At 70.8% G+C, this 12,909-nt stretch carries 11 protein-coding genes and 1 riboswitch; of the genes, 6 read left to right on the forward strand and 5 right to left on the reverse strand.

What is annotated here, in order from left to right:
• Positions 1 to 5: 5 nt before the first annotated feature.
• Positions 6 to 446 (reverse strand): roadblock/LC7 domain-containing protein, encoded by a 441-nt coding sequence (locus I2501_RS10470; RefSeq protein ID WP_196193584.1) that lies wholly within the window; start codon positions 444 to 446, stop codon positions 6 to 8.
• The gene (locus tag I2501_RS10475; protein ID WP_196193585.1) at positions 443 to 3,136 is read right to left on the reverse strand and encodes a HAMP domain-containing sensor histidine kinase; all 2,694 of its coding nucleotides are present in this window, start codon (positions 3,134 to 3,136) and stop codon (positions 443 to 445) included. Before I2501_RS10475 ends, I2501_RS10470 begins: the two co-directional genes overlap by 4 nt.
• Positions 3,137 to 3,498: 362 nt before the next feature.
• Here I2501_RS10475 and I2501_RS10480 point away from each other — a divergent pair, with 362 nt between their 5' ends.
• Positions 3,499 to 4,506 (forward strand): ABC transporter substrate-binding protein, encoded by a 1,008-nt coding sequence (locus I2501_RS10480; protein ID WP_196193586.1) that lies wholly within the window; start codon positions 3,499 to 3,501, stop codon positions 4,504 to 4,506.
• Between the two features lie 193 nt (positions 4,507 to 4,699).
• Here the strand turns inward: I2501_RS10480 and I2501_RS10485 are convergent, their stop codons facing one another.
• On the reverse strand, positions 4,700 to 5,260 hold the full coding sequence (locus tag I2501_RS10485; RefSeq protein WP_196193587.1) for a MarR family winged helix-turn-helix transcriptional regulator: 561 nt from the start codon (positions 5,258 to 5,260) through the stop codon (positions 4,700 to 4,702).
• Between the two features lie 187 nt (positions 5,261 to 5,447).
• Between I2501_RS10485 and I2501_RS10490 the strand changes: the two genes are divergently transcribed.
• The 5 genes from I2501_RS10490 (at position 5,448) to I2501_RS10510 (ending at position 10,730) form a co-directional block, all read left to right on the forward strand.
• Positions 5,448 to 6,752, forward strand: a complete 1,305-nt coding sequence (locus I2501_RS10490; protein ID WP_196193666.1) for an MFS transporter — start codon at positions 5,448 to 5,450, stop codon at positions 6,750 to 6,752.
• A 156-nt stretch (positions 6,753 to 6,908) separates the two neighbouring features.
• The gene (locus tag I2501_RS10495) at positions 6,909 to 7,835 is read left to right on the forward strand and encodes an undecaprenyl-diphosphate phosphatase (RefSeq protein WP_196193588.1); all 927 of its coding nucleotides are present in this window, start codon (positions 6,909 to 6,911) and stop codon (positions 7,833 to 7,835) included.
• 225 nt (positions 7,836 to 8,060) lie between these two features.
• On the forward strand, positions 8,061 to 8,606 hold the full coding sequence (locus I2501_RS10500; protein ID WP_196193589.1) for a thioredoxin family protein: 546 nt from the start codon (positions 8,061 to 8,063) through the stop codon (positions 8,604 to 8,606).
• Between the two features lie 99 nt (positions 8,607 to 8,705).
• The gene (locus I2501_RS10505; protein ID WP_196193590.1) at positions 8,706 to 9,809 is read left to right on the forward strand and encodes a bile acid:sodium symporter family protein; all 1,104 of its coding nucleotides are present in this window, start codon (positions 8,706 to 8,708) and stop codon (positions 9,807 to 9,809) included.
• A gap of 31 nt (positions 9,810 to 9,840) precedes the next feature.
• A riboswitch (cyclic di-AMP (ydaO/yuaA leader) is annotated at positions 9,841 to 9,969 on the forward strand.
• Between the two features lie 11 nt (positions 9,970 to 9,980).
• On the forward strand, positions 9,981 to 10,730 hold the full coding sequence (locus I2501_RS10510) for a M23 family metallopeptidase (RefSeq protein ID WP_196193591.1): 750 nt from the start codon (positions 9,981 to 9,983) through the stop codon (positions 10,728 to 10,730).
• A 176-nt stretch (positions 10,731 to 10,906) separates the two neighbouring features.
• On the opposite strand, the gene I2501_RS10515 is transcribed toward I2501_RS10510, so the two are convergent.
• Both I2501_RS10515 and I2501_RS10520 read right to left on the reverse strand, forming a co-directional pair.
• Complete coding sequence (locus I2501_RS10515; RefSeq protein ID WP_196193592.1) at positions 10,907 to 11,206, reverse strand: hypothetical protein; 300 nt, start codon at positions 11,204 to 11,206, stop codon at positions 10,907 to 10,909.
• Between the two features lie 15 nt (positions 11,207 to 11,221).
• Positions 11,222 to 12,811 carry a hypothetical protein gene (locus I2501_RS10520; RefSeq protein ID WP_196193593.1) on the reverse strand — a complete coding sequence of 530 codons (1,590 nt, stop codon included), beginning with the start codon at positions 12,809 to 12,811 and terminating at the stop codon, positions 11,222 to 11,224.
• Positions 12,812 to 12,909 lie beyond the last annotated feature (98 nt).

Consider the following 12,909-nt stretch of genomic DNA (forward strand, 5'->3'; position numbering starts at 1 on the left):
GGCGTTCACGCGCCCACGCCGTTCTTGAGTTCCATGATCAGCTGCGGGCTGAGCGCCGCTCCGGACCGGTTGGCGAAGAGCGTCATCTCGTAGGCGATGTTGCCGAGTTTGGCCTCCTTGGAAGCCACCACGCCCAGCACGCAGCCGCTGCCGATGGCGCAGACGAGCAGGTGGCCGCCCTCCAGGTCGATGATGACCTTGTTCAGGCCGCCCAGGCCGTAGTTGCCGGAGGCCCCGGCGGCCAGGCTGGTGATGCCGGAGACGATCGCGGCCAGCCGCTCCGAGTCGGCGTGGTCGCGCAGCCGGGAGACGGCGATGAGCAGGCCGTCCGAGGAGACGGCGATCGCGTCCACGACCCCGGCGGTGTCGGTGGCGAAGCGGCGCAGCAGCCAGGTGAAGTCCGCCGCGGCACTCTGCAGGTCCTGCACGGTGGGCTCGGTGGTCACTGTCCCACTCCTTCCGTTTCCTTGGGATTGCTGGTGGAGCGCTGACGTTCACGAAGGGACGCGACGGCGGACGCCAGCGTGGTGGGCGTCGCGCTGTCGCGCTCGGCCCGACTGACGGCGTCCTCGAACTCCTCCAGGGAGGAGCGGACTTCGTCGGGATCGGGCGGGCGGACCGCGATCCGCTCGGCGCCGACGAGGTTCTCCCGCAGCGTCGCGCCGCGAACCCGGCGCTTCAGCGCGCCGGGACGTTCGTCCGGCGACGCCTGGGTGTCCGTAGCGGCAGCCGTCGGCGTCGGCTTCGGAGTCGGCGTCGGGCGGGTGTCGACGACGGGGCGTGAGAGCGCGTCCTCGTCCGGACCGGTGCGCCGCCGCCGGGGCAGCCGGGAGTCGGCGGTCGGAGCGCCCGTCTCCTGCGCGCCCGTCTCCCGCTCGCCACGGCCCTGGTGAGCCGGTTCGTCGAAGCCGGACCGCGAGCCCGAACCGGCACCGCGCGGGGTGAAGAAGTCGGCGCCGGTCTCGAACTCCGGCTCGCGCGGGCCGCCCGTCGCCCCCGGCGACCGCGTCGGCAGCGCCGCCCGCACGGGCGTGGCGGACACCGCACGAGCCGCAGGCGTGGCGGCAGGAAAAGCAGCCGCAACAGCGGCCGTGACAGCAGCGGGAACCGCCGCCGGAACCGCCGGAACCGGCTGCGGCGCCGACGGCGACCAACTGCGGCCCGAGCGCGGCAGCGAGGGCGAGACCCAGTCCGCCGGGATGGCCACGCGGCTGGTGACACCGCCGCCGGGCGTGCGGGCGAGGGTGACCTGGATGCCCCAGCGCCGAGCCAGCGCGCCGACCACGAAGAGGCCGAGCACCCGGGTGGGCGCCAGGTCCAGGCGTTCGCGGCGGACCAGCCGCGCGTTCTCCTCCGCCAGCCGCTCCGAGCTCATGCCCAGACCGTGGTCGACGATCTCCAGCACTGCCTGCCCGGCGTGCTCGCGGACGCTCACCTGGACCTCGCTGTGCGCGGGCGAGAACGAGACCGCGTTCTCCAGCAGTTCGGCCAGCATCAGCACCAGGTCGTTGACCACGTCGGGGGCGACGGTGGCGTCCACGTCGGCGGTCAGCCGGACCCGTTCGAAGCCCTCGATCTGGCCCAGTGCCGCACGCACCACATGGGTCAGCTCGGCCGGACGGCCGTCCAGTTCGGTGTCGCGGATCCCGGCCAGCAGCATCAGCGAGTCGGCGTTGCGCTGGAGCCGGACGGCGATGTGGTCGATCCGGTAGAGCTGGTCCAGCAGCTCGGGGTCGGTCTCGCCGCGCTCGACCGAGTCGATCAGGGCCAGTTGGCGCCCGGTCAGGTTGGCCACGCGGCGGCCGATGTTGCCGAACATCTCGGCGGTGTTGTGGCGGCTCATCGCCTGACGTTCCAGCAGGTCGCCCGCCGTGCGCTGGACCTGGTTGAACGCCTTGGCCAGCTCGCCGATCTCGTCGTCCGCCAGGATCGGCAGATCCTCCAGGCGCGGCGGGCCGTCGATGCCGACGGGGGTGTCCTCGTCGGCGACGCGGGCGAGCTCGGCCGCCGACAACTCCGAGACGCGGCGCGCGGCCTGGGTGACCCGGCGCAGCGGCCGCAGGATCGACCGCCGGATCAGCGCCAGCACGCCCACCCAGAGCAGGAGCAGCACCACGGCCGCCCCGAGCAGCAGCCCGGCCCGCCACCAGGACTGGACCGACGCGGCGTTGGACTGGTCGGCGATCCCGGTGATCAGCTGCTGCGCGATGGCCAGCCGGACCGTCGACTCGCTGTCGACCGCCGGTTGCAGGTCGAGCGCCGACTGGTGCGCGATCTGGCGGCGCTTGACGTCGTTGGTCGGGATGATCAGCTCGTTCGTGCTGAGTGCCAATCCCTGAAGCGCGTCGGTCAGCTCCACCTGGTACTGGTTGAAGCCGATCTCGGCGAGCCGCGAGGAGTCCGCGGCGGGCGCGATCGCGGTGTAGCGCTGCAGCTCGAACTGGTAGAGCTGGAGCGAGCCGACGGCGTCGTCGAACTCCAGCATCGCGTTGGCGTCACCGGTCTCCGCCGACAGCACCGCTGTCTCAAAGGACGCGTGCGCGACCTCGGTCCGCAGCAACGCGTCCAGCTGCTGCTCCAGCCCGGACGCCTCCGCCGTCTGCTGCGGCGCGCTCAGCCCGAGGCCGTCGATCAGCGCCTCGCTGAGCGGCCCGTAGGCGGAGTCGATCTCGCTCGGCGGCAGCTTGCCGTCGGCGACGGCGGCGCGCGGCGTCTGCAGCACGGACATGTTGTCCAGCGCCGCCGACTCGGCGTCAGGGATGAAGCGGCCGAAGGACTGCCGGACCCTCTCCACCTGGGCGTCGGTGTCGCTCTGGGCGGCGAGATACGCGGTCTCGTCGGGGTGGACGCGGGTCTTCGCGTAGGGCTCGTCGAAGTAGCTCTCGAAGTAGAGCAGCGCCTGGCCCTGCTCCCGCTGGACGTCGTTGACCAGCTCCGCGACCTGTAGTCCGGCCCGCAGTTGGTGCGCCTGCCGCCACGCGCTCGTGGCCTGGGCCACCTCGCCGTATGCGTAGACGGAGATCAGCAGACAGATCAGCGCGAGCGGAACCGCGATCAGCACGTTCAGCTTGCGTCGGAGGGGCAGCCGGGTCAGGCGCCGTCCGAGCCGATCGGCCAAGGTGTCCAGGGAGGACAACAGGAACTCCTAGTTCCCTGCGAGACAACTTAGTTGATGGTGCGACGACCCGAGATCGAATGTGAGTCCGCCCCCCGAACCCGTGACCGCGCGGCGAGACTACCGGGTCGGCCCACGATTTGTCAGAGGCGGTTGTGAACATCTCACGACAAATCCCGTCGTGACCTTCCGATTTCTCTCCTTGATGGATCAGGATCGGTCGGTCGCCGTGAGAATGTTGGGAATCCAGAGGATCCAGAGGGGTCCCGAGGAACCCGAGGAACCCGAGGAAGAGGAAGACGAGGAAGACGAGAGAACAACCCGACCGACAGCGAATACGCCACGCGCGTCAGCGAACGCGTCTCAGATGCTGGATTGGAACCGTGAACTCAACCGCCTTCTCCACCGACTCCTCCACCCACGCCGGCCGGACCGGCGCGACGCGCTCGCGGGGCCGCGCCCGGACGGCCGCCGCGCTGGTCGCCGTGGCCGCCGCCGTCGCCCTGTCGGCGTGCGGCTCGTCGAGCAGCAACTCCGGCGGCTCCGGCGGCAACCCGCTGGCTCCGTCGTCCGCCGCGTCCGGCGGCACGATCGTGATCGGCAGCAACAACTTCGCGGAGAGCACGATCCTCGCGGACCTGTACGGCGCGGCGCTGACGGCCAAGGGCTTCAAGGTCTCGTACCACCCGAACATCGGCAGCCGCGAGATCTCCTACGGCCTGGTCAAGAACGGCCAGATCACGCTGATGCCGGAGTACAACGGCGCGCTCCTCTCCTACCTGGACAGCACCGCCGCGCCCACGACCGAGGCCGACACGGACACCCAGGCCGCCGCGAAGCTCGCCCCGAACCTTCAGCTGCTGACGCCGTCGGCGGCCGAGGACAAGGACTCGCTCACGGTCAACGGCGCGACGGCCAAGCAGTACAGCCTGACGGGCGCCTCGACCATCAGCTCGCTGAAGTCGATCGCGGGCGGCATCGCGATCGGCGGCTCGTCGGAGTTCCAGACCCGGCAGCAGGGCCTGGCCGGCCTGCAGTCGGTCTACGGCCTGAAGTTCAAGAGCTTCAAGGCCCTGGACGCGGGCGGCTCGCTCACCGAGGCGGCGCTGAAGAACAACGACGTCCAGGTCGCGGACATCTTCACCACGGACGCGTCGATCCAGAAGAACGGCTGGACCACCCTGGTCGACGACAAGCACCTCTTCGGCTTCCAGAACGTGATCCCGCTGGCCGCGAAGTCCCTCCCGGCGGGCGCGGCAGCCGCCGTCGACGCGGTCCAGGCCAAGCTGACGACGGCCTCCCTGATGAGCCTCGACGCAGCGGTCAACGGCGGCGGCCAGGACCCGCTTGCTGCTGCGCAGGCGTGGCTGAAGTCCAACGGCCTGGGCTGAGCCTTTGCCACGATGAGGTAGTTGCAACTCCCCAAGGGGCGCGAGGCTCTGCTGATGTGCGGCTCCGCCGCGTGGGCGCGACAAGCCACCCCGTGTGGTGAGTCGCTGATCGAGCAGGGCCATCCGCACAGGGTGGTTGCTCGCGCAGTTCCCCGCGCCCCTGATGGTGCAACTACCTGCGGCAGCGCAGCATTCAGCTCTCTTCCAGGTCCTCCACCCGCCCGACCCCGTCGGGCTGGTCCTCCTCCACCCGCCGGAGCATCCGGCCCAGCGCGCCGGCCAGCTCCGCGCGTTCCTCCGGCGCGGCATCCTGTAGCAGGCTCTCCTCGAAGACCGCTGCCATCCGCATCGAGTCCAGCCACTTCTCGCGGCCGAGCTCCGTCAGCTCGATGTTCACGCGCACGCGATTGCTCTCGTCCCGGCTGCGGGTGACCAGTCCGGCCGCCGCCATGCGGTCCACGCGGTGCGTCATCGCCGCCGGGGTCAGCCCGATCCGCTTGGCCAGCTCGCCCGGCCCCAGCCGGTACGGCGCGCCCGCGACGATCAGGGCCTTCAGCACCTCCCAGTCGGCGGAGGAGATCCCCAGGTCGTTGAGGTGACGGCCGTACGCGACGGACATCCGTCGGGTCAGCCGGTTGAGCGTCGAGACGATGGTCTCGACCTGCGGGTCCACGTTCGGGAACTCGCGCTGGTAGACGGCCACCTGCTCACTGATCGCGAGCTCTTCCGGTGGCTCCTGGGACGACTCGGTCATACCGTCAGTATCTCATGCTCAAGCCTACCGGGATTAAAAGTTTCGCTCGGAAGACTTTAGTAGTGTACTCTTTCCATCGAAACGTAAGAGAGACGACGGACCACGGCGGCAGACGACCGGGGTGACCGCGGGGAGCGGAAAGGCGGTGCGCGTGATGGCGAAGGCGATGGCTGGGGAGACGACGACGATGCAGGGGGCGCTGCGCCGCGTCCAGGTGGGGAACGCGCTCAGCGCGTTCGGCAGCGGGTTCACGCTGCCGTACATGTTTGTGTACGTGGAGACCGTGCGCGGTCTCGGTTCGATGACCGCATGGCTGGTCTTCACGCTGTTCGCCGCGGCCGCGCTGGCCGTGCTGCCGGTGGGCGGGCGCGGCATCGACCGGTACGGGCCGCGTCCCGTGCTGGTCGGGGGCGCGGTGCTGACCGCGCTCGGCGCGCTGTCCTTCGGGCTGGCGACGACGCAGTGGACGATCCTGGTCGCCGCCTTCCTCTTCGGGGCCGGCGTCACCACCTGCCAGCCCGCGCTGGCCACCATGGTGGTCCGCTGCTCGACCAGGGCGACCCGCGCGCACGCGTTCGCGCTGCAGTTCACACTGGTCAACCTGGGCATGGGCATCGGCGCGATGATCGGCGGCCAGATCGTCGACGTGTCGCGTCCGGCCAGCCTGACGCTGCTGTTCGCCATCGAGGCGCTGATGTTCCTGGTGCTGGCCGCCGTGACCGGCACGGTCAAGCTGCCCGCGCCGGTGGCCGAGGCCGCTTCGGCGGTCGCGGACGCGGCGAAGGGCATGAAGGCCGGCAAGGGGAAGTCCGACTTCCGCACGCTGCTGGGCGACCGCGCGATGGTGAAGCTCTGCGTCCTCGCCGGGCTGATCTTCTTCGCCTGCTACGGCCAGTTCGAGAGCGGCGTCGCCGCCTACGCGACGGGCACGGTCGGGATCTCCCCGTCCGCGCTGGGCTTCGGCCTCGGGGCGAACACCTTCGCCATCGTCGTGCTGCAGATGTTCGTGGTCCGGATGACCTCGCGTCGCCGCCGGACCACCGCGATCGCGGCGACCGGCCTGGTGTGGCTGGCGGCGTGGATCTTCGCGGGCGTCGCGGGCCTCTTCCACGGCGGGTCCGGCCTGGCGGTCGGCTCGATGATGATGACCTACGTCCTCTTCGGCGCGGGCGAGGCCCTGCTGGCCCCGACCCTCGGCCCGATCGTGGCCGACCTCGCCCCGACGCGACTGCTCGGCACCTACAACGCCGCGTTCTCGCTGGTGAAGCAGGTTGCCATCGCGATCGGCCCGGCCGTCGGCGTGCTGCTGGTCGGTGCCGGGATGTCGACGGTCTACCTGGCCACCCTGGCGCTCTGCTGCGTCGGCATCACGGTCGCGGCGCTGCGCCTGCGCCGGGTCCTGCCGAAGGCCGCCGACAACGCGGCCCCGATCGCGTCGACGGTGGTCACCGGCTCGGTGCCGCGCGTCGAGGAGCTCAGCACCGCGGCCTGAGGGCCGCGGTTGCCTGGGGGTCGGGAAATCTGTAGGGCGGATTGACGGTGAACTTCGCACATCGCGTCGATGAACAGCCGTCATATCCGCCCTATCCGTCTACACCCCTGTAGTACTTTCGGGCTGCCCGTATCCCTCCCAGCAGCCAGGGTCGTCATGTCGTCCGTGCTCACCTATCCCGAAGCGATCGGCGTCGGCCTGCTCCAGGGCGTCTCCGAGCTGTTCCCGGTCTCCAGCCTCGGGCACAGCCTCCTGGTTCCCGCCCTGCTGGGGCCGCCCTACTCGAACGACCTCAACGTCTCGGCGCCCGGGTCCACCTACCTGAACGTCCTGGTGGCCCTGCACGTCGCGACCGCGCTGGCGCTGGTCGTCTTCTTCTGGCGGGACTGGGCGCGGATCCTTCAGGGCCTGTTCAGCTCCATCAAGGAGCGCCGGATCGAGACGGTCAACCAGAAGCTGGCCTGGCTGCTGATCGTGGCGACGATCCCGGTCGGCGTCGCGGGCATCGCCCTGGACAAGGTCTTCCGCGAGATCCTCGGCAAGCCGACCGTGGCCGCGCTCTTCCTCATGCTGAACGGCCTGGTCCTCTTCGGCGCCGAGCGCCTCAAGCGCGGCGGCACGGGACGACGACGCGCCAACGACGCGGCGGTGCTGCCCGGCGACGAGCACCTGCACCCGGACATCCTCTCCGACCGACGCATCGTCAAGCTCGGCTGGAGCAGCGCGATCATCGTGGGCGCGGCGCAGATCCTCGCCCTGTTGCCCGGCATCTCCCGCTCCGGCGTGACCATGAGCGCGGGCATCTTCAAGGGCCTCCGCCACGAGGACTCCGCCCGCTTCGCCTTCCTCCTGGCCACCCCGGTGATCGGCGGCGCGGCCCTGCTGAAGGTCCCGTCCCTCATGGGCCCGGCGGGCAACGGCATCCACGGCCAGCTCCTCGTCGGCGCGGTCTGCGCGTTCGTCGCGAGCTATGTCGCGGTGCGATTCCTGACCAAGTACTTCGAGACGAAGACGCTGACCCCGTTCGCGATTTACTGCTTCATCGCGGGCGCGGGAAGCTTGGCCTATCTGTCGATGAGTTAGTTGCAGCGCTTAGGGGCGCGGGGCTCTGCTGATCTGCGGCTCCGCCGCATGGGCGCGAGAAACCACTGATGAGCGGATGGCCCTGCGCGTTCGGGGCTGTACCTCGCAGGGTGGCTTGTCGCGCCCACGCGGCGGAGCCGCACATGAGTAGAGCCCCGCGCCCCTGATGGTGGAACCGGCGCGTCGGATGCTCTCCCTCGGAGAGTGAGTGTTGCACTGGGTGACGTGCGTTCACTCCGTGCGTTGCTCCTCGGCGTCCTGCCGCTCGCGCTGCTCGCCGCCTGCGTGCAGGTCTCCGGGCGGCAGCCCGGCCCGCACTATGCGACGCCGTTCGTCGCGCTGCCGAGCGTCTCGCCCGCGCCCGTGCCGACCGGGTACAACCCCGCCGCCGACGCCACGGCCGAGCTCGCCGCGGCTCAGGCCGCCTCCCGCAGGGACGGGCGGCCCGTCATCGTCGAGTTCGGGGCCGACTGGTGCGCCGACTGCCAGGTGCTGGCGCAGCGTTCGCTCAGCGCCGGTGCATGGCTGATCCTGTCGCGCGACTACCACCTCGTCACCGTCGACATCGGGCACTACGACCACAACACCGCTCTGGCGGCCCGCTGGATCAACCTCCAGAAGAGCGGGATCCCGGCCATGGTCGTGCTCAATCCGAACGGCAGCGTCCGCGCCACGACCCAGGACGGATCGTTCGCCAACGCGCGCACCCTCTCCTCCGACGATGTCGCGAATCGACTTGTCGACTGGCTCTATCCCGCTTCCCGATCATGACGGAATCCACTCGATGTCATGAATCGCCCCAGCTCATCGGGACAGTGCGGATGCGAACCTGATCTGATGCCGCCACAAGCACGAAAGGCGGTGCCCCTCATGCGTCCGCTCTCCACATTCCTCGCCGCCGTACAGCGACGCCTGCTCTGGATCATGCTGCTCGCCTACGTCCTCGCCGCGGTGTGGCCGGGGCCGGGGATCGCGTTGCGCGGGGTGAGCCTGGGGCATGTCGGCGAGGCCGACTTCCCGCTCCAGGCCGGGCTGTTGGCGCTGATGGTCTTCAACGCGGGCCTCACGGCGCGTGCTGAGACGCTGCCCTCACTGCTGCGGCGTCCCCGCGCGCTGCTGGTCGGGATCGCCTCCAACGCTCTGCTGCCGACGCTGCTGCTGGGCGTCGGCGCGCTCGCGGCCGACGGTTGGCACAACCCGCGTGAGGCGCAGAGCCTGCTGGTCGGGTTGGCCCTGGTCGGGGCGATGCCGGTCGCCGCCGGGGCCACCGTCTTCGCCCAGGGCAGCGAGGGCAACGCGACGCTGACGCTGGGCCTGGTCGTGGGCAGCACGCTGCTGAGCCCGCTCACCATCCCGCTCGGTCTGCACCTCGGCGGATTCCTCGCCTCCGGTCCGTACGCGTCGGACCTGCACCGGGTGGCCGAGCACGCGTGCAGCGCGTTCGCCGTGCTGGCGGTGGTGCTGCCCTGCGCTGCGGGGTTGCTGACGGGCCGCCTGCTGCTCTCCGGGGCGGCGCGGGAGCGCTGGCTGCCGGCGGTGAAGGCGGTCAACCTGCTGGTCGTGGTGACCCTCAGCTACACCAATGCCTGCGGTGCGCTGCGTCAGGTGATCGAGCGGCCCGATCCGGACTTCCTGCTGCTGGTGGTCCTCGCGGCGGCGGCGATGTGCGCGGGCTCGTTCCTGGTCGGGTGGGTGCTGGCCGTCCGGCTCGGGGTGCCGCGTGCGGACGCCATCGCGTTGACGTACGCGTCGGGCATGAACAACAGCAGCGCGAGTGCGGTCGTCGCTGCCACCAGGATGCCCGGCAACCCGGCGGTGCTGCTGCCGATCCTGGCATACAGCCTGCTCCAGAAGGTGCTGGCGGGCTCCGTCGGCACACTTGTCCGAAATGCCCGAATCGATGACGAAGGCTCAGCTGCAGGCCCTACCGCCCCAACTGCACCCCGGGAAGCACTTGGATTCAGACGGCTTTAGTATTAACTTTCAATAACAGTACGCGCGGCCGTCGCGCGGATCGCCTAATCCTCACGGAGCCGGGGACCCACTTACCCCGGGGTGAATCGGCCTCAGGGCCGTAGGAGACCGCCCTCTCCGAACCCGTCAGCTAACCCGGTCGGCGAAGGGACGGAAAGGAGCACGCCAGTCATGGCGTCATACCCGGTCGAGACCGTCGCCGAGCCCACGGCCATGCTGCCGCGCCAGCGCGGTGCCGCACTGGGCCTCGCGGCCATGGCGGTCGGTGCCAGCAGCGTCATCGGCCTGGCCGGTCCCGCCCTCGCGGCAGACCACTCCGAGCACGCCGGTGCCACCGGCACGATGCGACTCCAGGACGACGAGCAGGTTCCGGCAACCCATGGCTCGGACGCCGGTGTGGCCCTCGCGGACCGCATCCTCGCCCAGGCCGCCCCGCAGCGCGCCGCCGAGAACACCGCTCGCAGGGAGGCCGCGAGCGCGGCCACCGCGAAGGCGCAGGCCGTCGAACGTGCCCGCCTGGCGGAGCCGTTGGTCGCCCCCCTCACCGCCGTCCAGAGCAGTGCGGCGCGCGGCGCCGTGGGCTCGTACTGGGCCCACCTGCACGCCGGCCTCGACCTCGCGGCCCCGGCGGGCACGGCGGTCCGCGCGATGGGCACCGGCGTGATCACCGAGGCGGGTTGGGCGGGCAGCTACGGCTACCGCGTCGTCCAGACCCTGCCGGACGGCACGGAGATCTGGTACTGCCACCTCTCGGCGATCACGGTCGCCAACGGCGCTGCGGCCGCCCCGGGCCAGCCGCTGGGTCGCGTGGGCGCGACCAGCAGTTCCACGGGCCCGCACCTTCACCTGGAGATCCGCCCGGACGGCGGCGACCTGGTCGACCCCACGGCGTGGCTCGCCTCACGAGGCGTGAACCTCTAGAAACTTTCTGCAGCCGAGGTAGTTGCACTTTTGGGGGCGCGGGGAACTGCGCGAGCAACCACTCTGTGCGGATGGCCCTGCTCGTTGAGGACGATCTGCATGCCGGTGGCTTGTCGCGCAGTTCCCCGCGCCCCTAAGTCGTGCAACTACCTGCGGGAGCGCCGGTTGGCCTCGGCTTACTTGCGGTCCGCCAGGGCCCAGGACGCCGCAGCCATGCCCGTGGCGACCGTCAGAACGGACGGCCACGCGCCGATCTTCTTCGCCAGCGGGTGGGAGCCCGCGAACGCCGCGGTGTAGAGGCCGCCGAGCACCGCAGCCGTCCGCGGCCCCGCCGCCTTGCGCCACTGCAACGCCGCCGCGCCGCCCGCCGCGGCGAGAGCGACGCCGCCGAGTTCCCTCCGCTTCGTCGCGCGGGCGATCGCGAAACCGCCGACCAGTCCGCTCGCGGCAATCAGCGAGGAAGGGACCTGAGCCATGACCGTGAACCTCCGTCAGTTCGTGCGTGTGTTGTGCAGATGCAGGCCTATGTATCCGACATAGACCTTGCCCGTGTTCGAGCAGTCATCGTGGTAGTGCAGGCGCGGAGCCGTTCCGCCGCCGCCTATCCGCAGGTGGGCGCCCATGAAGACGCGGCCCGAGGGGTCGACCGTCGCCGGGACCGGGAGCAGGCGTTCGCGCTTCCACTTCGCGTTGGTGCTGACGGTGCGTGACTCGCCGCGAATCACCTTGCGGGGCGGGAAGGGGTGGCAGTCCGGCGGGGTGTTCTCGCACCAGCTGCGGAAGTCGCCGCCGGACGCGCCCTCCTTCGCCGCCTCCGCGTAGTCCTGGAGGGCCAGCAGCGCGTCCCAGGTCATCCGCACCCAGGTGGGGTGGTCCGTCTGCTCGTCCAGCTCCTTGGTCAGGCGCGGGTCGCCGGTGAACTCCAGCAGCGGGAACTCGTCCCAGCGCTCCAGCAGTTCGGCGAAGGTGCCGGGCTCGGAGTCCTGCGGACGGGCCGGGCGGCCGGAGAGGGAGCGCAGCTCCGTCCGCGCCGCGCGCAGCTCGCTGTACTGCTCGTCGTACTCCGCTGCCAGCTGCGACTCGCGCTCCTCCGCCGCGCGGAGCCAGCGGCGGACCTCCTGGAGCTCCTCGGCACGGGCGCGCTGCTCGTGGAGCTCCTCCTCGTCGTGGTCGACCAGCAGCCCGCCGGGCGCGATCGTGTCGGCCTCCGGCAGGCCCTCGGGACGCAGCGGCGGCAGGCCGACCAGCTGGTCCGGCAAGGGGGTCTGCACGGCCAGCCGGCGCGGCAGCCAGGCCAGCAGGCCGGAGGCCCGGCGCAGGTTGTCCTCGATGGTGGACCGGGACATCACCCGGTGCCGGGCCGCCTCCGGCGCCCATGCCGGGTCGAGGCCGGGGAGGTACGTGCGGACCGCGCCGCCGTAGACGCGGTGGTGTTCCAGCGCGGCGTTGAAGGTGCGTTCGGCGCCCGGTGCCAGCGCGTAGAGGACGGCCAGGCCGCTGCAACTGCGGAGCAGCGGGTCGACGGTGTCGTTGAGCCAGTCCTCGAAGTCGGTGTGCAGGGGAGTGCTGGCGACCACGATCGGCAGCCGCCGGTCCGGGTCGCACAGCTCGTCGAGGATCTCGTCGACGTCCTGCTTCTCGATGATGCCGGGCAGCGCGTGGACGCGGGCCGCGCCGCTCTGCTCGCCCTCGACGGCGTCCATCACGTCCAGCAGGCCGCGGGCCAGGGCGGGGACGGGGGCCTTCGCGGGTTCCTCGCCGCGGACCGGCAGCTGTTCCGCGTCGAGCTGCACCCAGGTGCGGCCGTCGCGGGCCGAGGCCACGGTGAGGGATGTCTGCCAGATGCCCTGCACGGTGAACTCACGTAGTCGCCACCGGGCGAGCCGGCCCTGGACCGCCTTGCCCCGGGCCACCTGGTCCAGCACGGCCTGCGGCCCGACGAGCCGACGACCGTTGCCCGAACCGGGCTCGTCGTAGTGCAGCGCCTTGAGCCACTGCCGCAGCTGCTGCTCGGCCAAGGCCACAGTCTCCTGGTGGCCGTGCCCACTGGTCACGGCCATCCGATAGATGCCATCGGTCACTGGCGCTGCCTCCTGACGCTGTGTCGGCGTCGCCGCACGTCAGTGTGCGGATATTTGGACAACGCGACAGGGGTGGCGGATGGTTCCGGTACGGCCGA

It is taken from the genome of Streptacidiphilus fuscans (assembly GCF_015690355.1).
Lineage (GTDB): Bacteria > Actinomycetota > Actinomycetes > Streptomycetales > Streptomycetaceae > Streptacidiphilus > Streptacidiphilus fuscans.

Coding starts and splice junctions, on each gene's coding strand:
- I2501_RS10485 (WP_196193587.1), bottom strand. CDS start 5,260: ATGACCGAGTCGTCCCAGGAGCCACCGGAAGAGCTCGCGATCAGTGAG.
- I2501_RS10490 (WP_196193666.1), top strand. CDS start 5,448: ATGCAGGGGGCGCTGCGCCGCGTCCAGGTGGGGAACGCGCTCAGCGCG.
- I2501_RS10495 (WP_196193588.1), top strand. CDS start 6,909: ATGTCGTCCGTGCTCACCTATCCCGAAGCGATCGGCGTCGGCCTGCTC.
- I2501_RS10505 (WP_196193590.1), top strand. CDS start 8,706: ATGCGTCCGCTCTCCACATTCCTCGCCGCCGTACAGCGACGCCTGCTC.
- I2501_RS10510 (WP_196193591.1), top strand. CDS start 9,981: ATGGCGTCATACCCGGTCGAGACCGTCGCCGAGCCCACGGCCATGCTG.
- I2501_RS10515 (WP_196193592.1), bottom strand. CDS start 11,206: ATGGCTCAGGTCCCTTCCTCGCTGATTGCCGCGAGCGGACTGGTCGGC.